Genomic DNA, 25,933 nt, shown 5'->3' with positions numbered 1-25,933 from the left:
ACGCGGCCACAACCTAGGGCCGGTCCCACCACAGGGGTTTGGCGATATAGTCGTCGTTGGTAGTAGCGCCGGCTTCAGAGAACATCCGCGCTACCTCATCGGGGTTGTAGAGGGTTTCGGTGGCGCCGGGCAGCATTCGGCGCGGCCAGCGCATGGCGGGGTCGGTGGCAGCAGCCAGGGGAGCATTCACAGCGGTGCCCGTTGGGTACTGCAAGTTCACGTACACGTCGGAGCTGAAGTCGTAACGGCGCATATCCGACCACGATTCCGGGTTCAAAAACATGGCGATATACTTCTGTTCCATAATGGCCCGCGGCACGTTCGGGTTGTTAGGCGAGGCGAGTTGGGCTTCGGTCTGGGCTACGGCAGGGCTGCTCAGGTAAGCCGCAATCTGAGAGGCAGTGATGATCGGGAAGGTAACCGCAGGTGCCGAGAACGTGCCCCCGCCCCCGATTTTGGCCATATGAGCCCGGATGCCCTCCTTGTACGCCGTCAGCGCACGCGCCTTGTTACCCGCCTTAAAGGCGGCTTCGGCTTCGATGAACTTCAGTTCGTGGTAGGTAATAACCTCGAAGTAGCCCAAGTCGCGGGCGTACCAGCTGGCGTAAAAGTCGGTGACGGCGGGGGTGGTACCGGGTATGACGTTAACCGTGGCGGTGGTGCCTACGCCGGGCGCCACGCCCGCGCTATAAGTCGGGGTCATAACGCCGAAGCGCGGGTCTGCGACACCAGAAAAGGTGGAGCCGTTCAGATACCGGATAAAGTTGGTGGAGAACGTAGCCGTGCCGAAGTTGGCGCGGGTCGTCCCGAAAATGTTGGTGGTATTGGCCAACGGAGCCACCGCCGTCTGGAACTGAATCTGGGCGTCGTCGTCGCTGTTCAGGAAGCCCTTCTCTACCAAGGCTAGCACCGCGGCCGGGTCGTAGCTAGCTTTCTTGGTGAGGTGCTGAAGCTGACGAGCTTTCAGCGAGTTAGCTAACCTGATCCACTTTTTCACGTCGCCTTTATACAGAATGTCGCCACTTTCGCTGGGGGCGGTGCTGTAGAACGGCCGCGAGTTTTGGCTGGCATCCTTGCTCATCTCCACGATACCCTCGTCGAGCAATTGGTTTACCGTGGCGTAAATCTGCTCTTGCGAATCATACTTGGGTTTGAAGTTGGCCCCGCCCTGGTACGCCTCCGAGTAGGGCACGTCGCCCATCATGTCGGTGAGGTGAGCCAGAATGAGGGCCTGCATGATCTTGCCCGCCCCCACGTAATACGCCGAGCCTTCGGCCTGCGCCGTTGCTATCATCGGCGGGATGTTGCCGCCCGACTGGAAGTAGGAGTAATTGAACGTGTTGGTGCTCTGGCCATTGATGAAGCGGAACTGGTCGTTGCCGCCGCTGTTGGCGGTGCGGCTCACCACGTACTGCTCGATGTAAGGCGTTCGTAGCGCCGTAAACATCTGAGTCTGGATGCCATTGCTGATAATGCTAGGCAGCAAAAAGTTGGGAGTCGTGCTAGAGGGGTTGTTGGGGTTATCGTTCACGTCGAGGTAGCTCTCGCACGACGTGAAAGCGCCTCCACCCAGCAGCAGCCCCAGAAAAACAAGGTATTTTTTCATTGGAAGTTATCGTGATTTTAAAACGGTGTAAAGGCGCGTACTTGCGTCTTATCGTTTGCGTCTCTCAGCTGGCTATCGTTCAATGACAAGACGCAAGTATGCATCTCTACACCGTTCTGAAAACCAAATAAGTAGGAGAGTAATCAGTTTAAAATGTCACCCGCAAACCCATGTCCACGCCGCGCGTGGCGGGCACGTTGCCGTAATCGAAGCCGTTGGAACCGCCGCCGCGCACCCCGGAACCCGCCGCCGCCGTTTCGGGGTCGGCCCCGCTGTAGTTGGTGAGTAGCACCAGGTTGCGGCCGGTCACGTTCAACTCAATGGCCTTCAAAAACGTGGTTTTGCTGAGCAGCGAGGTAGGCAGGGCGTAGCTGAGCGTCACGTAGCGCAGCCGCGACCAGGAGGCATCTTCGATGAAAGGCGTGCCCACTAAACCCAGAATGTTTCGATAATAATTCTGAGTTAGTTCAACGGTTCGCGTGTTGGGCGCGTACGTGCCGTCGGCATTGGCTGTCACGCCGTCAAACACCACCTGACTGCCACGGTTGGCGGTGCGGGCGCTGGTGCCCGTGCCAGTCGAGTACAAGTCGTTGCCGTTGATGACCTGGCCACCCACCCGGAAATCCAGCAGGAAGCTCAACGACAAATCTTTGTACGTGAACGTATTGGTGAGCTGGGTGGTAAAGCGGGGCGCCCGGTTGCCGGCATAAACGAACGTGGTGCCCGGAATAGGATAACCCGTGGTAGGGTTAATCAAGAGCTTGCCATTGTCTGGACTGTTGGGGTTGTTTACCCGCTGGAAATCATAGGCCCCGATGCCCGTAATGGGCCGGCCCACGAAAGCGCCGCCCTGGTGCACGTTGGTGATAAAGGCGTCGGACTGGAACACCACCGTTAGGGGCGAAGGCAGCGACTCGGTGCGGTTGGTGTTGTGGTAGAAGTTGGCCAGAATATCCCAGGTGAAACCGCCGGCATCCTTGATAGGAGTACCGTTCAAGGTCACTTCCTGGCCTTCATTGGTTACCACGCCGCCGTTGATGTATTGCAGAATGAAGCCGGTGGCCTGGCTCACGCGGGGCGCAATCAACTGGTCTTTGGTGCGCGAGAAGTAGTAGTTGAAGTCGAGGCCGAGGCGGTTTTGTAGGAATTGCAGGTTGATGCCCGCTTCGTAGGAGCGAGTGCGCTCGGGCTTCAGAATCGGGTTCGAGCCGAAGAAGTCGTTGCGGAAGCCGCCCCCGATGTAGGTATTGGTGGTCAGCGGCGACTCTACGCGGTACGGCCCCGTGTCGCGGCCCACTTCTGCCACCGACGCCCGCAGCTTGCCGTAGTTGAGAATCTTGTTCTGCTCCAAACCCAGGGTGCGCGTAAACTCGTAGCCGAGCGCCGCCGAGCCGTACCCGAACCCCTTGCCGAAGATTTTGCCTTCGTCGGGGCGGGGCAGGGTCGACGACTTGTCGTAGCGGCCCTGCAATTCCACCGTCACCTGCTCATACAGCGATACGCTCAGGCGGGAGAAGTTGCCAATCAGCCGGCGCACCGACAAACGCTGCAAGGCACTGCGGTTTACCGTGTTGTTGATGCTGGTAAACGTCGGGTTCTGGAAAATCAGGCCCACATAATCCACCGCCTCGTCGCGGCTCTGCTCGATGGTGTTGCCCAGGATCAGCGTGCCGCGGAAGTTCTCGTTGATGGTGTGGTTGAAGGAAGCCAACGTGGTAGCCGTCAGCAAACGGTTCAAATCCACGGTTTCGGCAATACCACCGTTCTGGTTGCTGGCCTGCGAAGTGCCCACGGCTCGCACCGAAGTGGAGTGGGAGCTAGCCAGGTCGGTGCCAATGTTGTGGCTCAAAGTCAGGAACTTGAAGGGCTGATAGCTTAGCTGCGTGTTCCCGATGAAGCGGTTGGTACGGTCGGTTTGGGGGTTGAAGCGGGCCGTCCAGTACGGGTTATCGGCGTCGGCGTCAATGCCGTTGTTGGGCGCCAGCAAGCGGCGGCGCGTGCCGTCCGCGTTCAGGTAGTTGCGGGCGTCGTCGTTCTGGGGCCAGTTCAACAAGCTCAGCAAAAACCCTCCCGACGAACCGCCGGCGGTGGTCAGAATACCGGGCCCTTGCAGGGTGCGCCGCCCGCCCGAGTTCAGGTATTGGGCCGAGGCCGTCACGCTTATCTTCGGCGAAATCTGGGCCGTGCCCGAAAGGCGGACGGTCGTTTTGTCGTAGTCGTTTTCGGGCGTTACGCCCGTCTGGTCGAGTCGCGACGCCGATACGAAGAACGTCGCCTTCTCCGTGCCGCCCGACATGTTCAGGAAGTTCTGAAACGAATACCCTTTCTGGAAAAAGTCGCCCAGGTTATCGTAAACCGGTTGATCTGGCTGGAAACGGGCGCCCCACGAGTTGCGCGTGGTGGCGTCGAACACACCTTCGATGCCTTGCCCATACTCGCGCTGGAGCTTGGGCAGCCGGTTCACTTCATCCACCGAAAACTGGGTGCGGTAGCTAAGCGACGTGCGGCCCGCAACGCCTTTTTTGGTGGTGATAACCACGGCCCCGTTGGCGGCCCTCAACCCGTAAAGCGCGGCGGCGGCGGGTCCTTTCAGCACCGTGATGCTGGCAATATCTTCGGGGTTGATGTCGCCGGCGCGGTTGGGCGTGCCCACCGAGCGGCCCAGTTGGCCGTTGAACTGCGACCCGGCGCCCGGCGCAGTGCTTTCCTGAAACGACGAGTTATCCATGATGATACCGTCGATGATAAACAGCGGCTGGTTGTCGCCGTCGAGCGAAGTGCCCCCGCGAATCACGATGGCCGTGCCCTCGCCCGGCGACCCGCCCGACGACGTGATGTTCACGCCGGCCACTTTGCCCTGCAAGGCATTCACGACGTTGGTTTGGCGCGAGTCGATGATATCCTTGGACTTCACTTCCTGCACCGCCGTCACGATGTCGCGCCGTTCCTGCGCAATGTTGTAGCCCGTTACCACCACGTCTTTCAGCTCCGTGGTATTCTCTTTCAGGCCGATATCAATAGTGGCTTCGTCGCCGACGGCGCGTTCCAGCGTGGTATAGCCGATAAAGCTGAAGGTGAGCGTGCTACCCGGCGCGGCCTGTAGCGAATAGCGGCCGTCGGGGCCGGTGCTGGTGCCGATGGTAGTGCCCTTCACCAGAACCGTTACGCCCGGTAAGGGACTCCGGTCGGAAGCGGCCGTAACGACGCCGCTGATCGTGCGCTGCGCCTGAGCAAAACCGGGCGGCGCCACGAGCACGCACAAGGAAGCAGGCAGCAAGTAAAGTCTTTTCATAGGAGAGAAGAGAGGATGAATGTGAAAAAGTGAAGGCGTGAAAAGCGACCGGCCGGAGTTCAACTGCTATGCGCAGGCGAATTCCGGCCGGAACAGTATCGGTTCTGTGGTGGAGAGTAGACAACAAAACCAAGTGACGAGCATCAGGGAAAAGCTGGAGTAATTGGCTGCTTTCAGACCGCTAGCGAGTTAAATGCAAGGTTCTGAACCTAGTTAGGCATCTTAAACAAAGCCTAAACTAGGAAGCTCGTCATGTGCAACCAACTATATATGGCATTTAATTTAGTAATTTTTTGATTTTGAATCCTCTCCGAAAAGCTTCAGCTTTCCCGTCCACTTCATCTGCTTGCTCCTATGGTCCACGTAGCCGCTACCACCCGCGTCCCGGTCCGAGTATTTCTAGATTCCGAATTGGCTTCCGCCAGAGTGGCCGGCGAACTGGCGAGCTTCATCCGGCAGCGGGCCGCTGAAGGCCGCACGGCCGTACTAGGCCTCGCTACTGGCTCGTCGCCGACGCGGGTGTATGAAGAATTGGTGCGTTTGCACCGCGAGGAAGGGTTGAGCTTTCAGAATGTGGTGAGCTTCAACCTCGACGAGTACTACCCGATGGCGCCCGACTCCTTGCAGAGCTACGTGCGCTTCATGCGCGAGTACCTCTTCGACCACATCGACATCAAGCCTGAAAACGTGCACATCCCCGACGGCACGGTGCCCGCCGAGCAAGTAGCCGACTACTGCCGCCGCTACGAGCAGCAGATCCAAGACGCGGGCGGCATCGACTGGCAGTTGCTTGGCATCGGGCGGACCGGCCACATCGGCTTCAACGAGCCCGGCTCCGGCTCCGACTCGCGCACCCGCCTCATCACCCTCGACCACATCACCCGCACCGATGCGGCCTCCGATTTCTACGGCGAGGAAAACGTGCCGCGGCGGGCCATTACCATGGGCGTAGGCACCATTCTCGAAGCCCGCAACATTGTGCTGCTGGCCTGGGGCGAAGGCAAGGCCGCCGTAATAAAGCGCATGGTGGAAGGCGAGCCGACCGACACCGTGCCGGCCACCTACTTGCAGCATCACCCCGCCGTGCAAGCCGTGCTCGATGAAGCCGCGGCGGCCGAACTGAGCCCCCAAAAAACGCCCTGGCTGGCCAACGTGTCCTGCAACTGGCAAGACGAAGCCCTGGTGCGCAAAGCCCTGACGTGGCTGGCCCGGCGCACGGAAAAACCCATTCTCAAGCTCACCGACGAAGACTACAACGAAAACGGCCTCTCGGGCCTGCTCGCCGAATCGGGCCCGGCCTACAGCATCAACATTCGGGTCTTCAACGAGTTGCAGCACACCATCACCGGCTGGCCCGGCGGCAAGCCCCACGCCGACGACACCTACCGCCCCGAGCGCGCCGCGCCCTTCCCCAAGCGCGTGCTCGTCTTTAGCCCGCACCCCGACGACGACGTTATATCCATGGGCGGCACCCTCATTCGGCTGGTCGATCAGGGCCACGAGGTGCACGTGGCCTACCAAACCTCCGGCAACATTGCCGTGTTCGACGACGAAGCCATCCGCTTTGCCGACTTCGTAGCCGATTACGACGAGGCGTTCCGCTTCGACGACCAGCCGGCCGAAACGCTGTACCAGCGCGTTGTCAATTTCCTGGAAAACAAGGAGCCCGGCCAGGTAGATTCCACCGAAGTGCAGCAGATAAAAGGCCTTATCCGGCGCGGAGAGGCCAAAAGCGCCTGCCGCTACGTGGGCGTGCCGCAGGAGCGGGCCCACTTTCAGGAACTGCCCTTCTACGAAACCGGTCGGGTGCGCAAAAAGCCGCTCGGCGACGAGGATATCCGTCTCACTGTGGAACTGCTCAACCAAATTCAGCCTCAGCAGATTTATGCGGCCGGCGACTTGAGCGACCCGCACGGCACGCACCGCGTCTGTTTGGCGGCCATCATGCAAGCCATCCAGCGCCTAAAAGAGGAGGGGGCGGAGTGGTTGCAGGATTGCTGGGTGTGGCTCTACCGCGGGGCTTGGCAGGAGTGGGACATCGACCGGATTGAAATGGCCGTGCCGCTTTCCCCCGAGGAACTCACCCGGAAGCGCCGCGCCATTTTCAAGCACCAGTCCCAGAAAGACCGGCCCCTGTTCCCCGGCGCCGACCAGCGCGAGTTCTGGCAACGTGCCGAAGAACGCAACCGCACCACCGCCCGCATCTACGACCAGCTTGGTTTGCCTGAGTACGAGGGTATTGAAGCCTTTGTGCGGTGGAAATTCTGAGCTTGCATTAGCAGGGGTTAACTTGATTTCGCTAATTTTTATCAGCCTTACTTTCCTGTAGCTCTACGAGTAGTTGCACGAAATACGGAATGCGTCCAACTGTTTTATCGCCTGTTTTGCGGACCGCAACGCTTTTATGTTGGCCAGCAAGCTAGGTAAGCCGGTTCGCGCTTTTCATTCCTTTTGCGGTGAATTGCTGGCTGTTCAGCTAGGTTGACTATAGATCCTCGCTCTTGATAAGGAACACGCTTAGTTTGTAACCGGGCAGTAAGGCGCGCTGGAAATACTGCTCTTCCTTGCGCAATGTCGCTTTCCGGGTGCTATGCGCTGCTGTGAGAGTATCATATAAAGCATATATTAACAAGACTTTCCCAAATTCCCACACCACTTTTTCTCTTCCGAGCTATGCGAAACACCTATTCACTTGCCAGGCTGGCACTGACGTTGGCCTGGCCCTTTACCGGCGTGCTGCTAAGCACATCGGCCCTGGCGCAAACCGACGGCACCCAAGCCTACACCCTGCAAGGTCGGGTCACTGATGAGCGGGGCCAAGGGCTGCCCGGCACCACGGTCCTTCTTGGGGGCACGACACTCGGGACAGCCACCGATGCTGAAGGCAACTACACCCTACCCGTGCGAGTGAAGCCGGGCGCCTACACGCTCACCTTTTCCACTATCGGCTACGCAGCCAAATCCCGGCCCCTCACGCTGGGGAGTAGCCCGGCTGTCAGCACCGATGTATCGCTGGCAGAAGCCCGCCAGAGCTTAGACGATGTAGTGGTGATTGGCTCCACCATCAGCGTAAATAAGCGCGAGCTAGGCAACGCCATTACTACCGTAACGGCCCGCGACTTGGTGCAAACCGGCACGGGCGGCGCGCTCAATGCCTTGCAGGGCAAGCTGCCCGGTGCTCAGATTGTGCAGAACTCCGGCGACCCTTCGGGTTCGTTGTCGGTGCGGCTGCGGGGTATTCACTCCTTACGTGGTTCCTCCGACCCCCTCTATGTTATCGATGGGGTGATTGTGAGCAACAACAGCACCAACGTGTCGCAGTTGGCAACGAGCCTGGATATCGGAGCGGCCAACGCGGGGCAGAACCGTTTGGCCGACCTTAACCCCAACGACATAGCTAGCATCAACGTCATCAACGGGGCGGCGGCGGCGGCGCAATATGGTTCGCGGGCATCCAATGGGGTGGTGCTCATCACCACCAAACGCGGGCAGGCCGGGCAGGCACGAGTATCGGTGTACAGTAGCTTCAACGTCAACGAGCTGCGCAAATCGGTGCCGGTGAACACCTACGGCAAGCAGTTTGGCGCCAACACGTACATCACGCAAAGCCCCACTGGCCCGGTTACCAACACCTTTCGACTATACACCATCAGCCCTGTGGGCACCTTGGCCGGGCAGCCCGGCGTAACAACGGTTGGCGTATCGCGCGCCGGTGCTACTACGCAACTGGCTAATAACCTGGTGGATGTAACGCGCTACAACTATTTCGACGAGATATTTCAGACTGGTTACGGCACCGACAACGGGGCTTCTATTTCGGGGGGAGCTGAGCGGACCCAGTATCTGATGTCGGTGGGATACCTGAAAAACGAGGGTATCATTAAGGGCACCGATTTCAAGCGCTACAATGTGCGGGCGCGGATAGACCAGCGCCTCACCAACTGGGCCCGCGCCTCCGTGGGCGTAGCTTACAACAACAGCTTTTCCAATGAGCGGGCCAACGGTAACGTCTTTTACAGCCCTATCAACTCCATCAACATCACCAACAACATCTACGACATCAACCAGCGCGATGCCGAAGGCAACTTGCTGGCCGTAGAGCCCACCCGCGTCAACCCGTTGTCCACCATCGAGGACATGCGGTTTACGCAACGCATCAACCGCACCATCAGCGACCTACAGGTGAACCTGACCCCGTTCAAGGGCTTTTCGGCGGATTATATTCTGGGGGTGGATACCTACTCGCAGGCCGGTCAAAACTACATCCGGCCTTATCCCTACCAAGCCACGGCGGGTTTGCCGTTAGCGCGCTACCCACTGGGCTACGCGGCCAATGCCAACAACAACGTGCTGCAACTCAACTCCGACATAAACCTGGGCTATGACCGGCAACTGACCGAGGATTTCAAGCTGACGTTGTTGGCCGGCTATAGCTATCAATACTTTCGCGGGGAACTGGTGCGGACGCAAGGGCAAGGCCAAACCCCGTTCATTACAACAGTCAGCGGCTCGTCCAGCACCACCGTGGGTTCGGCGTATGATCTAGACCAATTCGACTTGAGTGGCATTTTTGGGCAGGCCACCTTCGGCTTCCGCAACCTGGCGTTCCTGACCGGGGCTATCCGCCGCGACCGGTCGTCGAAGTTTTCGCCTTCCGAAACCAATCAATACTACCCCAAGGTGAGTGGCTCGGTGGTCGTTTCCGACCTGGGTTTCTGGCAGAACGCCGGATACAGCAAGGCCTTCAACTCGTTGAAGCTACGAGCCAGCTACGGGGAAGCCGGCGGGCTCACGGCTATCAACTCCTACGACCGATTCTATCAATATTTACCCGTGGCTTTCCAGGGCCGCGCTACTTTTTTGCCCAATGCCCAACTAGCCAACCCACGCGTACGGCCGGAGCGAGTGGCGGAGCTGGAAGTTGGGGCTGATTTGGGCTTCCTCAACGACCGGATTGGGTTAGGCGTCACGGTTTACAATCAAAAAACCAAAGATTTGGTGGTAAACCGGCTGATTGCCCCGACGCGAGGCGGTTCGACCATTGTGGAGAATGTGGCCCGGCTCAACAACAAGGGCGTGGAACTGCAACTAAGTGCCGCTCCAGTGAAAACCGCGGATTTCAATTGGGACTTTACGGTCATTTTTAGCCGCAACCGCAACAAAATTGTGGACCTAGTAGGCACATCAGCCATACCCATTGATAACGTAACGGGCGCGCCCGTGTATCTGCTTAATGGGCAGCCGGCGGGCGTGTTTTACGGCTCGGCCTATGCTCGCAACCCCAACGGTTCGTTGCTGCTCACGCCCCAGGGCTTTCCGCAGGACGAGCGCGCCACCGGTCAGTCGACGGGAGATATAAATTTCACGCCGGCCCGCGAAGCCAGCGGCCAGCCCAGCTATGCCCAGGGAACCAGCATTGCCAACGTCGTTATCGGCAACCCGAACCCGGATTGGACCGGCTCGTTCAGCACCAATTTCACGTACAAGAAGCTCTCGTTGCGGGTGCTGTTTGATGCGGTGCAGGGCGTAGACGTGTTCAATGCCGACTACCGTACTCGTCAGGGCGTAGGCTTGGGAGACTTGGCCGAGCAAGAGCTGCGTGGCGAACTGCCGCGCGGCTATATCTTCTCGGTGTACAACACGCAGGAGTTCCGCGTTGATGACGGCTCCTTCGTGAAGCTGCGCGAAACGGCGCTTACCTACACCCTGCCTACCCTCAGCAAGTTTATTAGCAACCTCGATGTTTCACTGATAGGCCGCAACCTTTACTCGTGGGACGATTACAAGGGCTTTGACCCCGAAACCAGTGCGGGTGGTTCCTCTGATTTGCTACGAGCCATTGATTTCGGCAACGTGCCTATTCCGCGCACTTACCAGCTTCGCTTGTCGGCCACTTTCTAGCCAGGTTCTGGCTTCCTATTATTCTGTTTTCCCATGAAAAAGATACTAGTACTGTTGGCCGTTCTGTCGCTCACGATGGGCAGCTGCAACAAAGAATACCTGAACCCCAGCGCCGCCAGTGAAGAGCAGGTGATAACCAATTCCGACGGCCTAATTACCGTGTGCAACGGCATGCAGGTGCGCTTAACTACCGGAGGGGCGCTAAGCCCGCTCTACAACACTGTGGCCGCCGGGGGCCTTAGCACCCGCGAGCTGACGGTGATTAACGTCGGCAACAACGAAGAATTCAATATCAGTTTGGGTGCCGGCAACGTCACCAACCTCAACGCGGTGGTGCGCAACCTCTGGACGCAGGCACAGATAGTGCGCAGCAACGCCGACTTGGTGCTGGCCAATGCCGACAACGCCGGCGACCCCAATACTCGCAGCGGCATCGTCGCCTATGCCAGTATTTTCAGAGCCTTGGCCATTGGTACGTTGGCGCAGTACTTCCAACAGTTGCCCATTACTACGCAGGTAAACGCGCCGTTTGTGGACCGGGTGACGGCACTACAATCCGCGGTAGCGCAACTGGAAATTGCAGCTGCGCAACTAACTGCGACGCCAGCTTCGGCCGATTTCAACAGCAAGATTATTGGGGGCATCAACTTGCCGAATACGCTGCAGGCCCTTATTGCCCGCTATAGCCTGCTGGCCGGCGACTACGACAAAGCCATTGCCGCCGCCGGTCGTGTGGACCTGAACAGCCGGTCGTACTTCACTTTCGATGATCTGGCGCGCAATGCGGTATCGGAGGTAGCTTTCGGTAACCGCAACGTTTTTGAGCCGACGGATGTGAGTCTAGGATTAACAGGGGCTCTGGCTCCGGAAGCCAACGACCGGCGAATTCCCTTTTACACCCGCGCCAATCCTACCTCAACGCAGAACCGTGGCACGGGCTTCTATACGGCCAGCGTTGCGCCCGTTCCGGTGTACGTGCCCGGCGAGATGCCGCTAATTCGGGCCGAGGCCTACGCCCGCAAAAATGATTTGGTCAACGCCGTGACGGAGTTGAACCGGGTACGGACCAGTACCGCTTTTGCTACTACTATAGTAGTTGGCACCGCCTCTTACCCTACGGCACCTCCCGGGGCGGGTTTGCCGCCGTATGCCGGCCCGCTCACCCAAGACGCAGTTCTGCTAGACATCTACCGTAACCGCCAAGTGGAACTGGCCTTTCAAGGATTTCGCCTGGAAGATAGCCGCCGGTTCGGGCGGCCGGGACCGGGAGCCGCCGGTTCGGAGCGGAACCGTAATTTTTATCCCTATCCGCGGGTAGAGCGTGAAGATAATCCTGTCACCCCAGAAGACCCGGCTATCTAACTGATAGTTGAAACCCAGCTTTTAGCTTCCCTCTCGGAAAAGGAGGGGAGCTATAACAGCAACTAGCTTCTTTGTTAACGGGACCAGGCTTCATGCTTAATCGATGTAAGTTACTGGCCTCTATGTAGCCCGTTCATTTATCCTGCCCATGCAAACTACCACCCAAGCCGCCATTGAAACCACGCATGCCCAGCCACTAGTCGAGGCGTCGCAGCCGGCGCGACTTATCTCGCTTGATGTGTTTCGCGGCCTTACGGTGGCGGCCATGATTCTGGTGAACAATCCGGGTGACTGGGGGCACATCTATGCGCCGCTAGAACACGCGCACTGGCACGGCTGCACGCCCACCGACCTGATCTTTCCGTTCTTTCTCTTCATTGTGGGAGTGAGTATTGTGTATGCGCTGGATGGGGCGCGGCGGCAACCCGAAACGCATGGGCGCACGATGGTGCGCATTCTGAAGCGCTCGGCTATCCTGTTTGGGCTAGGGTTGCTTTCGGCACTGTTTCCGAGGTTTGAGTTCGAGACGGTACGGGTTCCAGGGGTGCTGGCGCGTATTTCGTGGGTGTTTTTGATCTGCGGGATACTGTTTCTGAAAACCACTCGTCGGCAGCAAATTGGTTTGCTGGCTTTCTGCTTGATGTTCTACAACGTGCTGATGCAAGTGGTGCCTGTACCCGGTTTTGGGCCGGCCAACTTGGAAGCCAGCACCAACCTCGGCGCGTGGCTGGATCGGCTGGTGTTCACCGAGAAGCACTTGTGGGCCAGCAGCCGCACCTGGGACCCGGAAGGGCTGCTAGGCACGTTGCCGGCCGTGGGTACCGGCCTACTGGGCATGCTCACCGGGCAATGGCTGCGTCGTAAAGACGTGGACCCGGCTACTCGGGTGGCGTGGCTGTTTGTGGCAGGTGGCGCAGTGGTTATTCTAGGATTGATCTGGAACGGGTGGTTTCCCATCAACAAGGCCCTCTGGACCAGCTCGTTCGTGCTCTACGCCGGCGGACTGGCCATGGCTACGTTGGCGGGCCTCTACTGGCTAACGGATGTGCAAGGCTACCGCCGCTTTACTACGCCCGCGCTGATCTATGGCGTTAATGCCATTACGGTGTTCTTTCTGTCGGCTATTGTGGCTAAGTCGCTTAACATTATCAAGGTAATGGAGGCTGATGTGCCCCTCAAAACCTGGCTCTACACCACCTTTTTCACGCCGTATTTCAGTCCGGTCAATGCGTCGTTGGCCGGCGCGATTGTGTGCGTTTTGATCTGGCTGGGCATCTTGTGGGTGATGTATAAGAAGCGGATTATCATCAAAGTCTGAGGCGGAAATTGGTGCTTACTTCTACCAAGACGTAGGAATTTCCGTACTTCCACTATGAAAAAACTGTGGATACTGGCGGCCAGTCTTTTGCTGGCGGCCCCAATCGTGAGTGCCCAATCAACAACTGCTGCTACTGCCTCGGCTGCGCCGGTTTCGGCTAGCCACCGCAAAGCCGCTGAAGAACTGCTCGTTGTAACGGGAAGTGAGAAGAATACCACCTCCATGATGAACCAGATGCTGGAGGCGCAAATAGCCCAGCGCCCCGAGATGAAGGCGGTGGAACCCGAAATGCGCGCCTTCATCACGAAGTACATGGGTTGGCCGGCTATCAAAGACGACATAACGACGCTCTATACCAAGGAATTCACGGAAAAGGAGCTGAAAGAGCTAACCAAGTTCTATCAAACACCCACGGGCCGTAAAACCATCGAGAAAATGCCGCAACTTATGATGGCGGGCGTAGAAGTAGGGCAGAAGCGCGTACAAGAACACTTGCCTGAATTGCAGCAGGTAATTGGCGAGAAAATGAAGTCGCAGCAGCCTGCCACTCAACCGCCTGCAACTCAACCACCCGTAGGACAACCACCCGTGAAGCCATAGTGCGTTTACACTTCTCTGCTTAACACACCCAACCACTTAGCAAAAGGCCGTCAAATTGAGTTCAACTCAATCTGGCGGCCTTTTCGTGTATGCGATTTTTGCTGTCTCACTTGAACGTGTAGCCCGCAAAGTCCTGCCGAAGCTTGGTTTTCAGTAGCTTACCAGTGGCTGTGTGCGGCAACTCATTCACGAATTCCACGGCGTCGGGCTTCCACCAAGTGGCTACTTTGCCGTCGTAGAAATTTAGCAGTTCTTCTTTGCTCACAGTAGCATCAGGTTTGCGAACCACGACCAATAAAGGCCGCTCGCTCCATTTGGGGTGGGGTACCCCGATGACGGCCGCCTCGGCTACTTGGGGGTGAGCAACGGCCAGGTTCTCTAGCTCGATGCTGGAAATCCATTCCCCGCCCGACTTGATAACGTCTTTCGAGCGGTCGGTGATTTGCATGAAGCCGTCGGGGTCGATGGTGGCTACGTCGCCGGTGCGGAACCAGCCTGATTTGGTTAGCTCGCCGGGGTGGTTGGCCCGGAAATACTCGGCCACTACGAACGGCCCGCGCACCAGCAAGTCGCCGAAGGCCACGCCGTCGGTGGGCAGCTCTTTGCCTTCGTCGTCCACTATCTTCATGTCGATGCCAAAAACTGAACGGCCCTGCTTGGTTTGGATGGCGAACTGCTCGTCTTCGCTGAGCGACAAATGTTTGGTTTTGAGGGTGCAGACGGTACCCAAGGGCGAGGTTTCGCTCATGCCCCAGGCGTGCCGGATTTCCACGCCCAGCTCTTCGTCAAATGCCTTAAGCAATGCTGGTGGACAGGAAGCGCCCCCCACAATCATGCGCTTGAGAGTGCTGAACTGTAGTTTTTTCTCGCGCATAAACGTCAGCAACCCAAACCAAATAGTAGGTACGCCCGCCGTGAAGGTGACGCCTTCCTGCTCGTACAATTCATAGAGACTAGCCGCATCCAGGCCGGGGCCGGGCATCACCAGTTTGCAGCCGTTGAGCGGCGCGGCATACGGAATGCCCCAGGCATTGACGTGAAACATGGGAACCACCGGCAATACCACGTCGCGGGCCGAGCAGTTGAAGCAGTCGGGGAGGGAAGCGGCGTAGGAGTGCAGCAGCGTAGAACGATGGGAGTAGAGCACGCCCTTGGGCTGGTCGGTGGTGCCGGAGGTATAGCAGAGCGAAGAAGCGGTATTTTCGTCGAATACCGGCCACTCGTAGTCGGCGGGCTGGGCGGCCACTAGGTCTTCGTAGCAGCGCAAGCCACCCGGAAACACCGTGTCGGGCATGTGGGCCCGGTCGGTCATCAGCACCCAGCTTTCCACCGTAGGGCAATGGGGCACCAGCTTCTCGGCCAGCGGCAAAAAAGTGAGGTCGAAAAACAGTAGCTGGTCTTCGGCGTGGTTGATGATGTACACCAGTTGCTCGAAGAACAGCCGGGGGTTGATGGTGTGGCAAACCGCTCCCATGCCCGAAATACCGTAATACAGCTCTAAGTGGCGGTGCGTGTTCCAAGCCAAAGTGCCCACCCGGCTGCTCCGGCGGACCCCAAGCTCCAGCAAGACGTTGGCTACCTGCCGGCTGCGGCGCCCCAAGTCGGCGTAGGTGTAGCGGTGAATCAGGCCTTCCGGCATGCGCGACACCACTTCGGTATCGGCGTGCCACTTGGCGGCGTACTCCAGCAGCCCCGCAATGCGTAGGGGCTCGTTCATCATCAGACCTAACATAGAGCGGCGTGGGAATGGTGGGACAGATGCCGAACAAGCTACCAAAAAATCGGCGCTTACGCGGCGATACGCCGCGTCTGCCTAGAAGAAGGAAAGTTTATTGGCAATAATGAGGTAGCCAGTACCGTGCGCTACAGAAAGCTGCAGAAGAAAGCTTGCTAAGGAAAAAAAAGTCGGAATGTTCTGATTTTAGACCATCTACTGCCTCCTCTCGGGGTTGTAAATAATCTAGACTTATCAATGTAAGTATGATTATAGAAAGTAAATTATGAACACAGTTCAGCTTGTTTCGTAAGGGGAGGAAGCAGAAGAAATACCTGCTTCTTTTAGCGTATGTATCTCGATTATACTGCATCTGATTTCCTGGCCATTAGCTACAACTGCGACACACAGATACTAGTGAGTCGGTGGCTGCGGCCCGTAACCCCAGTTGAATCGCGCCGGGGCTACGACGAGCTACTACTAGTTGCTCGTCAGCAGAAAGCAACTTACTGGCTGATTGATGTGCGGCGGTGCCACGCTAGTACCCCCGAAACGCTGCACTGGCTCAAGGATCGTTATTATCCTAAACTGGCCGCTGAGCTAGAGTCGCTCGTGTGCGCGGTCTACTTTATGTCGCCGGACTTGCGCAAGGACTTCGAAGTGGACGGTGCATTCTTGGAACCTGCTTCCGACACTGACAAGCCATTTCGCCTAAGTTTGTACACCACGGAAGGCGAATGTCTGAATTGGCTTTTGCAGCAGCAGACTGCTAAGTTGCCTGCCGCCAGATAAACGCTTTTGGAATTGCTATTGAATTCTTCCGAATTATAAACTACAACCTGACGCCGCTACGTAACTCGGTGGAATACCGTCTCTAAGCCACGACGTAGAGTATAAGCTACTGATCTACTGACGTTTCCACCTTTAGCTTTTGCACCGGCCGTACGCTCTCCAGTGCCACCTGCAACACGTTGGTGCGGACGTTCAGGCTGGAAATCTTGTTGTTGCGGCGCGTCGGGTTCACGCGGTTGGTGAGCACAACACAGACGATTTCCTCTTTCGGATCAACCCAAAAGTAGGTACCTGTAAAGCCCGTATGGCCATAACTCAGCGGCGAAGCACTCTTAGCCGAGTTGACGGACGGATTGGCCGCGGGCCTGTCGAAGCCGAGGGCACGGCGGTTGTCGGGGCAGAACTGGCACTTGGTGTATTCGGCCAGCGTTTCGGCCTTCAGCAACTGCTGCCCGCCGTACTTGCCGTTCCAGGCGTATAGCTGCACGATCTTGGCCAAGTCGTTGGCGTTGCCGAAGAGGCCAGCGTGGCCCGAGAAACCACCGAGCAACGCCGCCCCTTCATCATCAACGGTGCCTTGCAGTAGCTGGTGGCGGAACAGGGAGTCGTATTCGGTGGGGGTGATGCGGCCGAGTGGGAAGCGGCGTGTGGGGTTGTAGCCCAGAGTGGTAGCGCCCAGCGGCCGGTACAGCTCGTCGTTGATAAACTGCGCCAGCGGCTTGCCCGAGGCCGACTGCACAAACCGCGGGTACATAATGAACGACAAATCCGAGTACACGTAGCCCGGCTTCTCGTTCAGCGGCGACTCGCCAATGGCCTTGGTGATGCGCTCCGGAAAGTCCTTGCGGGCCCACAACCCGGTGGCGGCGCGCAGCGGAAAGCGGGCCGAGGAGTCGGGGCGGAAGAAGCGCCGGCTTAGCTCCGAGGGCTTGGTGAGCGACACATCTTTGGCGTCCAGGCGGTTGCCGAACAGCGCATTGAAGATGCCGCGCGGCTTGGTGTAGTCTTTCCAGAACGGTATCCAGGCCTTCAGGCGGGCTTGGTGCGTCAGCACGTCGCGCAGCTTCAGGTCTTGCTTGTTGGTGCCTACAAACTCGGGAAAGAGCTGGCCCAGGGTCATGTCGGGGTTGAACTTGCTTTGGTCTTGCAGCCTCATCAGGGCCGGCAGCGCCGCCGATACTTTGGTTAGGGACGCCAAATCGTAGAGGTCGGTGTTGCGGACGGCGCGGCTGGGCCGGCCACCCTGCGAAGGTGCGTTGGGGAAGGTGTGCGTGCCGTAGCTTTTGCGCAGCACCACTGTACCGCGCCGCGCAATCAACACTTCGGCGCCGGGGAAGGCCCGGGCCGCCAGCGCCCCGTTCATGATGGAATCCACGCGGGCTTCGAGGTTGTTGTTCATGCCCACGGCCTCGGGGAAGCTGTAGCGTAGACGCGTGCCGCCCTGCGTGGCAAGTCCCGCGCCGTAGCTGTACCGGTCCGATACGGTTACGGGCAGCTTACCCGTAGCCGAAATGCCGCCGAAAATCACTTCGGCCGTTACATCTTGTGCGTTTTTACTTTCCTGGTACGCCAGCACCACCGCATCGGCGCGGTCCAAGTCCCGGATTTTGGCTACCGCATAGGCGGAACCGAAAACCGACACCACCAGCTTCTGGCCCGGCCGGCCTAGCTCGCGCAGCAGCACGTTGGCCTCGGCTGACACGCCGAAGTTGGTGGCCGGCAGGCGGCCAAGGTTGTTCAAACCCACCAGCAGCACGTTGTAAGATTTCAGTGTCTCGCGCATCTTGGTTAGCTCGTCCAGCGTCGGGGTAGCCGACATCCAGTAATGGCGCGCCGGCGCGTAATCGGCCACCATGCGCTGAAAATCGGTGGTGTCCTTGGTGCCGATGGTGAGCGTAGCTAGCCGCAGCGTATCGAGGCGTTGGAGGGGCAGCAGGTTTTTCTGGTTGCGCAGCACCGTTACGCTTAGTTCCGTGAGGCGCTGGCTTAGGTACTGGGCGTGCGGCGTGTTCAGGTCGGCAACAAGGTTTTGCAGTGGAATGGGCTTGTACTTGTTGAGGCCCGCCCACTCTTTCAGGGCCAATACCTTGCGGCAACGCGCATCAAGATCGGCCTGCGAAATGAGGCCACTATCGACGGCGGCGCGCACCATTTGCAGGGCCAGCGGCACGTTCTTCGAGAATTCCAGCACGTCGTTGCCGGCTATCAAGGCGCGCACATCGGCGTCGCCGGGCGGGTACTTGCTGATGACGCCCTTCATGTTCATGGCATCAGTGAAAATGACGCCCTCAAACCCCATTTTCTCTTTGAGCAGGCCCGTGGTAATGGGTTGGGAAAGGGTAGAAGGTAGGCCCGTGGTGTCCAGGGCCGGAATGTTGAGGTGGGCCACCATCATGCCGCCGAGGCCGCGCCGCATCAAATCCCGGAACGGAAACAGCTCCAGCGTATCAATCCGCTTCCGGTCGATGCGCAGCAAGGGCAAAGCCAGGTGCGAGTCGGTGTCGGTGTCGCCGTGACCGGGGAAGTGCTTGGCTACGGCCAGAATGTTGGCATCCTGCATGCCCTTCATGTAGAGGTAGCTTTTCTCGGTTACGCTCTGGCGGTCCTCGCCCCAGCTACGGAAGCCAATGACCGGGTTGGCAGCGTTGTTGTTGACGTCCACGACCGGCGCAAAATTGACGTGCATACCCAGCCGCTTGAACTGCGCCGCCACTTCGGTGCCCATCTCATAAACAAGCTGATTGTCGCGGATGCCGCCCATGCTCATCTGGTAGGGAAAGCGCTGCACGCTGTCTAGGCGCATGCCCACGCCCCATTCGGCGTCCATGGCCACCAGCAGGGGGACTTTGCTTTCACTTTGGTAGCGGTTCAGCAGCCGGCTCTGCCGCACCGGACCACCCTGAAAAACAACCAGTCCCCCGATGCCATACTGCTGAATCAGGGTGGTAATCGAGTCTTCATCAATGCGCTTGCGGTTGGAATAGGCCGCTACCATAAATAGCTGCGCTACCCGCTGATCGGGCGTGAGGGTCTTCATCACCGAATCAACCCAGCGCGAGCCGCTTAGCTGCCGGGCAAACGGCACCGGTTGATTAAGCTTTTTTGCCACCGGTGCCGCCTTCTTCGCTCGACCCTTGACGGTGGAAGTAGCCTTCGAGACGGCCGGCTTACGGCGAGTTGCGGCTTGAATGTGGCTCTTCTTCGGAGTGGGTTGCTGCTGGCGCTGGGCGAAGATATCGGGCGCCAAGAGCAGTAGCAGCCACAGAAACGAAAGACTATAGCGAGTGGACAAAACGAGAGGGTAAGGGGTTGAAAGGCGAATTTAGAGCATTGCAGGTCTTTAGCGTGCTCATGGCCACAGTCAGCCAAAAATTTCTAATAAAATTTCCTGATTATTTATTCATAAAACTATATGTAACTCAGCTAATAATGTTGTATTTTTGGAACATTAAATAGTGACTCTTACTGTTGACCTAGCTTACGACAAGTGTTGTGGTACTGGGATAAGGCCCCTAGGACTTGCTAGGTACACAGTAAGGTTGCACCCGCTCCTCTCACCACACCTATTCATACCCATAATGTTACCTCAAAGAGTATCCAAGAAGTATTATTATCCGGAAATCCTTGTAAACGCCGATGTCTATGGCATCCTACAAGAACTGCCCCCCAACAACCTCATTGTTCCGGCACCGCCCGAACCTCCCGTTTATCCCTACAATCCCAACTTATTATCGATATATTCATGGGTTGCAGGTATATGTTTTGCTCTCTATTTATTATTGCAAAACGTGTATTTAATAGCTTGGGCTCTTATTATTTCAGTGATTTCTTTATTACTAATTAGAGTGCGTTTCCGATTCGCACTCGATAAATACCATGCAGCCCGAGCCTATGCTGCTGCCTACGCAGTGCGGGTAGCAGAATACGACAGACAGTTGAAACAAACATTCCCGGCAGATAAGCTGTGGGAATATAGATTGACTTTATTAAAGCAATTCTTTGGTGGTGCTAAGAAACCTAAAAATATAACGCTTGATGATGAGCGCCATTTCAGGAAAGGTAAATCGGAAGCTATGTTTTATAAGTATTTAGTGGAATGTTTCGGTAGCAACATCCAGATAAACAAGAAACTAGACGTGTTAGATGGGTATAAGTATAATATCAGCTATTATCCTGATTTCGTGTACCAAGACAAAACAGGCCTCTATATCGATATCGAAATAGACGAGCCGTATGATGAAAAAAACGGCAAGCCTATGCATTGCGTTGGAAAAGATGATGATAGGAATAATTTTTTTATCGATAATAGATGGGCTGTAATAAGATTCACGGAAGAACAAGTGCTTAGATGGCCAGAATTATGCTGTAAAGAAATTGCTTTAGTGATTCATGAGATAAATGGAATTAGTTATACCGTGAAAGATTTCGCAGCAACTTTGCCTAAACAAAAGAAATGGATGGAGTATGAAGCTAAAGCTGTAGCGAATAGAATGTACGAACAAGAATATAGTTGATTTTACGCTTATTCTACTTTATCATTTCCGTAATAGAAAACCCCGATAGGCGCTAGCACTTATCGGGGTTTTCTATTACGGAACAGAAGGCTAGGAGTGGAAGTTAATATGCGCAATTCAAGTTGGGTATCTACTCGGTGCGGATTTAGACAGCCGACAAGTAAAAACTATCAGCACGAGCGGTAATTCACTCGCTTGGAAACGTCCTCGTAGCTAGGTTGCGGGGCGTTTTGCGTTCAGAGCCAGATGGGCAGTCATTATTCATTTTCACTATTGCTAACGAGTTGCCCAAGCAAACTTTTGCACGCGGCGCCGCGCTTGCTAGTAGCATGCTGCATTTTCTAGCGTGGAGCTAAGAGCCGAGAGCGAACTTGCCGGATTAGTGCCTGCCAACCAAAGGATTATGGCATTATCTTGAAGAGCTGAATTTTTACCGGCGCTTCAACTTATTTTGGTGCTTTGTATTGCTCGTTACTCCACTATTGACTGCTTTAAGCAGTCGTAGTTGGCCTCGGCCGCACCTGCCTCAGGCCACCATACACTTCGGGTTAGGATATACGCCATCCTAGCCGCCGTCCCGATTGCCTGACTTGCCGCTCGGCTTACCTGCCGAGGCGGTTTAGGTGCTGGCAAGCCTGCCTACCGCTGCCTAATCTATTGCTACTCCGCTCACTGCGTCGTTGCGGCGCTCGAACTGCTATGCTCTTTACTGTCGGCGCTTCTGCTGGTTATAAGCTTTGCTTCTCATCCATTCTTCCCACCTCATCTTGTTATCCTCATGAAAAAATCCATCAAAAGCAGAAAATACGCCCTGCGCTCCTGGGCTAGCAGCATCCTGTTGATAGCAGCCGGCCTGCTAAGTTTCGAGGCAGCGGCGCAGACACTTACTCCGGTGCAGCAGTACGGCCAATTGAAAGTGGTTGGTAGTAAGATTGTTGACAAGAACAACCAGCCCATTAGTTTAGCTGGCAACAGCTTGTTCTGGAGCAACGATGGATGGGGCGGCGAAAAATACTACAATGCCAACGTAGTGGGCTGGCTCAAGAACAACTGGCAAGCCAAGATTGTGCGCGTGGCCATGGGTATCAACGAGAGTGGCGGCTACTTAAGCAACCCGGCCCGCGAAAAGCAAAAAGTGAAAACCGTGGTGGATGCCTGTCTGGCTGCCGGGCTGTACGTTATCATCGACTGGCATTCGCACCAGGCCGAGCAGCAACAGCAGCAAGCCATTGCCTTCTTCAAAGAAATGGCTACCACTTATGGTAATTCGCCCAACGTTATGTACGAGGTATACAACGAACCCTTGCAGGTGTCGTGGAGCGGGGTAGTGAAGCCGTACGCCGAAGCTGTGGCGGGCGCCATTCGTGCCATCGACCCCGACAATCTGATTATTGTCGGTACGCCCACTTGGTCGCAGGATGTGGATGTGGCAGCCAGCAGCCCTATTACGCGCTACACCAACATTGCGTATACCCTACACTTCTACGCGGCCACGCACAAGGCAAGTTTACGGGCCAAGGCTCAAACGGCACTCAGCAAAGGCGTGGCGTTGTTTGTGACGGAATACGGTACCACGGAAGCTTCTGGCAATGGCTACGTAGATGCCGCCTCCACTCAGGAATGGATGAATTTCATGAAGCAAAACGGTATCAGCCACCTGAACTGGTCGGTCAACGACAAAGCAGAATCCGCCTCAGTTCTCAAACTCGGCACCAGCCCCACTAGTGCCTGGTCCGATAGCTACCTAACGCAGTCGGGGACTTTGGTGAAAGGCTATATTCAAAACTGGAACGGCACCACTACCGGCGGAGGGCCTACTACGCCCCCCACGCCGCCTACGACGGGTGGCACCACGGTGCAAGCGGAAAGTTACCATGCCATGGCGGGCGTGCAGACGGAAACCACCTCCGACACCGGGGGCGGCTTGAACGTGGGTTATCTAGACAACGGCGACTGGATGGCGTATACCATTGACGTGCCTACGGCGGGCAGCTATTTAATTCAGTACCGGGTAGCTAGCCTCAACGGCGGCGGGCGCATCAGTCTGGAGCAAAATGCGGGTACTACTATCCGGGGTACTTTAGCCGTGCCTGCCACCGGCGGCTGGCAAACCTGGACCACTATTTCGCACACGGTAACGCTGGCGGCGGGGCGGCAGGATATTGCCATTGGAGTGGCAACTGGCGGCTACAATCTCAATTGGTGGAGCTTCACCAAAGCCACCACCGGCAGCCGGGTTGCCGCCCCCCAAACGGCCGTAGCCTTATACCCAAATCCAACCCAGAGTCAGCTGACGGTAGCTGTGCCCGAGACTACCAATGGCGCGCGTATCACGGTGCTTAATGCGCAGGGCCGTGAGGTGCTTGCCCGTAACGTAAGTAGTGCCAGTGCCAGCCAGAACGTGCAGCTGACCGTGGCCACGTTGGAGCCTGGCGTTTACTCGGTGCAGGTAATCAGCAATGGCAGCGTCACGACGCATCGTTTCGTGAAACAGTAGCCGGAATACTACTTATCGGAAAGGTCCGACGGGCATGGTTCGTCGGACCTTTTCTTGGTTATTGAATCCAGGGAAGAACCTGCCCAAGCAATTTTCGGCTTCCTTCAGTTGACGTAGTAGATGGCATATACCCCGCTTCGACTCCCTACTTCAGTTCGATATTCTCCGCGTAAATCACCTTGCCGGCCTCATCTTTTAGCGCGGCGGTTACGAGCAGTTTCTTGCCTTGCTGGCGGAAATGGAACAGGCCGTAATGCTTCTGATTGACCAGCGGACCCACGCGCAGGTCGTTGGGCTCCCCGTTGTTGTGAGCCGCTGGGTGCGTAAGGCCGCTTGAGGTTACCTCGTACACCGGGTAGGTGACACCGGGTATGGTTGTTTTCGATATTTCCCCAATGTGCCGGTCGCCGCTAACTAGCAGCACGCCCTTCGCGTGGGAGCTCGCCAGCAGGGCGAGCAGGCGCTGATGGGCTACGGGGAAGTTGGCCCACTTCTCGAAGCGGTGCTGCTGAGGCAAAAATTGAATACCCGACGCAATAATGTGGGCGTCGGCCGTGCTGTTGGTGAGTTGCTGTTGTAGCCACTGCCACTGCGTTTCGCCTAGAAGGTCGCCGGTGAGGTTGGGCTGATAAACCTGCTGCGCATCCCGGTAGAGCGAATCCTGGAAATACCGGTCGTCGAGCAGAATTACTTTCACCTTTTTCTTGCCCACCTTATACTCATAGGCTGTGTAGATGCCTTCCTGGCGGCGGCGCGGACTATTGGCGGGTTCTTGCAGAAAGTCGAGGGCTACTTGCTGACTTTGCTTTTTGAAAGGGTAGGTTTTGTTGCCGTCGTTGCGGCCGTAGTCGTGGTCGTCCCAGGTGCCGATGATGGTGGGCACTTGCGCCCGAAACTGGCTGTAACCCGGCAGGTTGAACTGCGTGTCGTACTTCTGCTTGAGTACTGCCATGTCGTCGGTGTCGCCGTAGATGTTGTCGCCGAGCCAGATCCAGATGTCGGGTGTGTCTTTGGCAATAACGGGCCAGAGCGGCTGCGGCAAGTCGATGCGGTTGCAAGAGCCGAAAGCCACTGTCAGCTCTTTTTTGCTTTGCGCCTGCGTAGTAGATTCGTTCAGGAGCAAACCAACTGCTAGCAGGAATAACAGATATTTCTTCATGCTACAAAGATGACATGTTGCGCTTTGCTGCTGCACCGCAACACGATAAAGAAGGTGTTACAGCAGCCGTGGGTTGAGGTAGAGGCTGCTTAGGAAGTCGCCAGACGGCCATGCTGAGCTTAGCGAAGTATCTTGCCCGCTTCGTTGCTGATGGTGAACGATGTAGAGACGCGACACTTCGCGTCTCGGCGTTGAACGACCTGATCCACGCGGTTCAAATAACCTCAGCAACGAGGAGACGCGAAGTGTCGCGTCTCTACAGCCGTTCTACGAAGCGGGAGAGATGCTTCGCCAAGCTCAATATGACCGTCTGCAACTTCCTAAATAGCTTCATAAAAAAGCCCACCGCATTATCCGGTGGGCTTTTGTCTTACTATTAAGAATTACAGATTGTTTTTTCTGGTGGAAAGCCCAGCACAGCTGTATTAGCCTTTTTTCACGGCTTCGAAGCGGCGGTTGGCTTCCGACCAGTTCACCACGTTCCAGAAGGCGGCCACGTACTCGGGGCGCTTGTTTTGATACTTCAAATAGTAGGCGTGCTCCCACACATCGAGGCCGAGTACGGGCGTACCGTGCTGAATGCCCGCAACGTCCATCAGCGGATTATCCTGGTTGGGAGTCGAGGAAATAAAGAGCTTACCCGTGTTATCGGCGCTCAGCCAAGCCCAACCCGAACCAAAGCGGCTGGTAGCGGCAGTGGCAAACTGCTCCTTGAACTTGTCGAACGAGCCGAAGGTGCTGGTAATGGCCGTAGCCAGCGTGCCCGTAGGCTGCCCGCCCCCTTTGGCCGACAGCAACTGCCAGAACATAGAGTGGTTGAAGTGGCCGCCGGCGTTGTTGCGCACCGCATCGGGTTGCTTGCTGGCTGAAGCGAGCAAGTCGGCCAACGGCATTTTTTCCTGGGGTTTGCCAACTACTGCCTCGTTCAGCTTCGTGACGTAGGTTTTGTGGTGCGCATCGTGGTGCACCTCCATGGTGCGCGCATCGATGTGCGGCTCCAAAGCATTGAAGGCGTAGGGCAAGGCCGGCAGCGTGAACGGGCCGTCGGCAATAGGGGTGGCACGGGCTTCGCGGAGCAGCTTTTCGTCGTGGGCGCGGGCTAGCAAAGCCGGACTTACCAGGGCACCAACCATGGTCATAAGACCGTTTTTCAAAAAATCTCGCTTCAGCATGACGTC

Annotated in this window: 14 protein-coding genes; 8 read left to right on the top strand and 6 right to left on the bottom strand. The window is 56.9% G+C overall.

Going from position 1 to position 25,933, the window contains the following annotated elements; translation table 11 throughout:
- Positions 1-13 precede the first annotated feature (13 nt).
- Together ACFE7X_RS04460 and ACFE7X_RS04455 are read right to left on the bottom strand one after the other, a co-directional pair.
- A complete protein-coding gene (locus tag ACFE7X_RS04460) occupies positions 14-1,606 on the bottom strand; it encodes a SusD/RagB family nutrient-binding outer membrane lipoprotein (RefSeq protein WP_375434460.1) in 1,593 nt (530 codons plus the stop codon).
- Positions 1,607-1,754: 148 nt separating this feature from the next.
- Entirely contained in the window at positions 1,755-4,898 is a 3,144-nt protein-coding gene (locus ACFE7X_RS04455) for a SusC/RagA family TonB-linked outer membrane protein (RefSeq protein WP_375434459.1), read from the bottom strand.
- Between the two features lie 354 nt (positions 4,899-5,252).
- Here ACFE7X_RS04455 and nagB point away from each other — a divergent pair, with 354 nt between their 5' ends.
- The 5 genes from nagB (at position 5,253) to ACFE7X_RS04430 (ending at position 14,079) form a co-directional block, all read left to right on the top strand.
- On the top strand, positions 5,253-7,166 hold the full coding sequence (gene nagB, locus ACFE7X_RS04450; RefSeq protein ID WP_375434458.1) for a glucosamine-6-phosphate deaminase: 1,914 nt from the start codon (positions 5,253-5,255) through the stop codon (positions 7,164-7,166).
- 405 nt (positions 7,167-7,571) lie between these two features.
- Positions 7,572-10,799: a SusC/RagA family TonB-linked outer membrane protein gene (locus ACFE7X_RS04445; RefSeq protein ID WP_375434457.1), complete on the top strand. Its 3,228-nt coding sequence runs from the start codon at positions 7,572-7,574 to the stop codon at positions 10,797-10,799.
- A 33-nt stretch (positions 10,800-10,832) separates the two neighbouring features.
- Positions 10,833-12,161, top strand: a complete 1,329-nt coding sequence (locus tag ACFE7X_RS04440) for a RagB/SusD family nutrient uptake outer membrane protein (RefSeq protein WP_375434456.1) — start codon at positions 10,833-10,835, stop codon at positions 12,159-12,161.
- Positions 12,162-12,309: 148 nt separating this feature from the next.
- On the top strand, positions 12,310-13,479 hold the full coding sequence (locus ACFE7X_RS04435) for an acyltransferase family protein (protein ID WP_375434455.1): 1,170 nt from the start codon (positions 12,310-12,312) through the stop codon (positions 13,477-13,479).
- A gap of 54 nt (positions 13,480-13,533) precedes the next feature.
- Positions 13,534-14,079, top strand: a complete 546-nt coding sequence (locus tag ACFE7X_RS04430) for a DUF2059 domain-containing protein (protein WP_375434454.1) — start codon at positions 13,534-13,536, stop codon at positions 14,077-14,079.
- Between the two features lie 106 nt (positions 14,080-14,185).
- Here ACFE7X_RS04430 and ACFE7X_RS04425 read toward each other — a convergent pair whose 3' ends face one another.
- On the bottom strand, positions 14,186-15,811 hold the full coding sequence (locus ACFE7X_RS04425; RefSeq protein WP_375434453.1) for a 3-(methylthio)propionyl-CoA ligase: 1,626 nt from the start codon (positions 15,809-15,811) through the stop codon (positions 14,186-14,188).
- 333 nt (positions 15,812-16,144) lie between these two features.
- Between ACFE7X_RS04425 and ACFE7X_RS04420 the strand changes: the two genes are divergently transcribed.
- A complete protein-coding gene (locus ACFE7X_RS04420; protein ID WP_375434452.1) occupies positions 16,145-16,585 on the top strand; it encodes a hypothetical protein in 441 nt (146 codons plus the stop codon).
- Positions 16,586-16,691: 106 nt separating this feature from the next.
- Here ACFE7X_RS04420 and ACFE7X_RS04415 read toward each other — a convergent pair whose 3' ends face one another.
- Complete coding sequence (locus ACFE7X_RS04415) at positions 16,692-19,877, bottom strand: glycoside hydrolase family 3 N-terminal domain-containing protein (protein ID WP_375434451.1); 3,186 nt, start codon at positions 19,875-19,877, stop codon at positions 16,692-16,694.
- Positions 19,878-20,163: 286 nt separating this feature from the next.
- On the opposite strand from ACFE7X_RS04415, the gene ACFE7X_RS04410 reads away from it, so the two are divergent.
- Positions 20,164-21,099, top strand: a complete 936-nt coding sequence (locus ACFE7X_RS04410; RefSeq protein ID WP_375434450.1) for a hypothetical protein — start codon at positions 20,164-20,166, stop codon at positions 21,097-21,099.
- 778 nt (positions 21,100-21,877) lie between these two features.
- On the top strand, positions 21,878-23,596 hold the full coding sequence (locus tag ACFE7X_RS04405; RefSeq protein ID WP_375434449.1) for a cellulase family glycosylhydrolase: 1,719 nt from the start codon (positions 21,878-21,880) through the stop codon (positions 23,594-23,596).
- A 145-nt stretch (positions 23,597-23,741) separates the two neighbouring features.
- Here the strand turns inward: ACFE7X_RS04405 and ACFE7X_RS04400 are convergent, their stop codons facing one another.
- Together ACFE7X_RS04400 and ACFE7X_RS04395 are read right to left on the bottom strand one after the other, a co-directional pair.
- Positions 23,742-24,755: an alkaline phosphatase D family protein gene (locus ACFE7X_RS04400; protein ID WP_375434448.1), complete on the bottom strand. Its 1,014-nt coding sequence runs from the start codon at positions 24,753-24,755 to the stop codon at positions 23,742-23,744.
- 425 nt (positions 24,756-25,180) lie between these two features.
- Entirely contained in the window at positions 25,181-25,927 is a 747-nt protein-coding gene (locus tag ACFE7X_RS04395; RefSeq protein ID WP_375434447.1) for a superoxide dismutase, read from the bottom strand.
- Positions 25,928-25,933 lie beyond the last annotated feature (6 nt).

Source organism: uncultured Hymenobacter sp. (assembly GCF_964242765.1).
Classification (GTDB): Bacteria; Bacteroidota; Bacteroidia; order Cytophagales; family Hymenobacteraceae; genus Hymenobacter.
Note: the sequence above shows the minus strand (reverse complement) of the source record. Positions and strands in the feature narration are given on the sequence as shown.

Bases quoted from the DNA above. Each gene is read 5' to 3' on its own strand.
- ACFE7X_RS04460 (WP_375434460.1), bottom strand. From the start codon at position 1,606: ATGAAAAAATACCTTGTTTTTCTGGGGCTGCTGCTGGGTGGAGGCGCT.
- ACFE7X_RS04455 (WP_375434459.1), bottom strand. From the start codon at position 4,898: ATGAAAAGACTTTACTTGCTGCCTGCTTCCTTGTGCGTGCTCGTGGCG.
- nagB (WP_375434458.1), top strand. From the start codon at position 5,253: ATGGTCCACGTAGCCGCTACCACCCGCGTCCCGGTCCGAGTATTTCTA.
- ACFE7X_RS04445 (WP_375434457.1), top strand. From the start codon at position 7,572: ATGCGAAACACCTATTCACTTGCCAGGCTGGCACTGACGTTGGCCTGG.
- ACFE7X_RS04440 (WP_375434456.1), top strand. From the start codon at position 10,833: ATGAAAAAGATACTAGTACTGTTGGCCGTTCTGTCGCTCACGATGGGC.
- ACFE7X_RS04435 (WP_375434455.1), top strand. From the start codon at position 12,310: ATGCAAACTACCACCCAAGCCGCCATTGAAACCACGCATGCCCAGCCA.
- ACFE7X_RS04430 (WP_375434454.1), top strand. From the start codon at position 13,534: ATGAAAAAACTGTGGATACTGGCGGCCAGTCTTTTGCTGGCGGCCCCA.
- ACFE7X_RS04425 (WP_375434453.1), bottom strand. From the start codon at position 15,811: ATGTTAGGTCTGATGATGAACGAGCCCCTACGCATTGCGGGGCTGCTG.
- ACFE7X_RS04420 (WP_375434452.1), top strand. From the start codon at position 16,145: ATGTATCTCGATTATACTGCATCTGATTTCCTGGCCATTAGCTACAAC.
- ACFE7X_RS04410 (WP_375434450.1), top strand. From the start codon at position 20,164: ATGTTACCTCAAAGAGTATCCAAGAAGTATTATTATCCGGAAATCCTT.
- ACFE7X_RS04405 (WP_375434449.1), top strand. From the start codon at position 21,878: ATGAAAAAATCCATCAAAAGCAGAAAATACGCCCTGCGCTCCTGGGCT.
- ACFE7X_RS04400 (WP_375434448.1), bottom strand. From the start codon at position 24,755: ATGAAGAAATATCTGTTATTCCTGCTAGCAGTTGGTTTGCTCCTGAAC.
- ACFE7X_RS04395 (WP_375434447.1), bottom strand. From the start codon at position 25,927: ATGCTGAAGCGAGATTTTTTGAAAAACGGTCTTATGACCATGGTTGGT.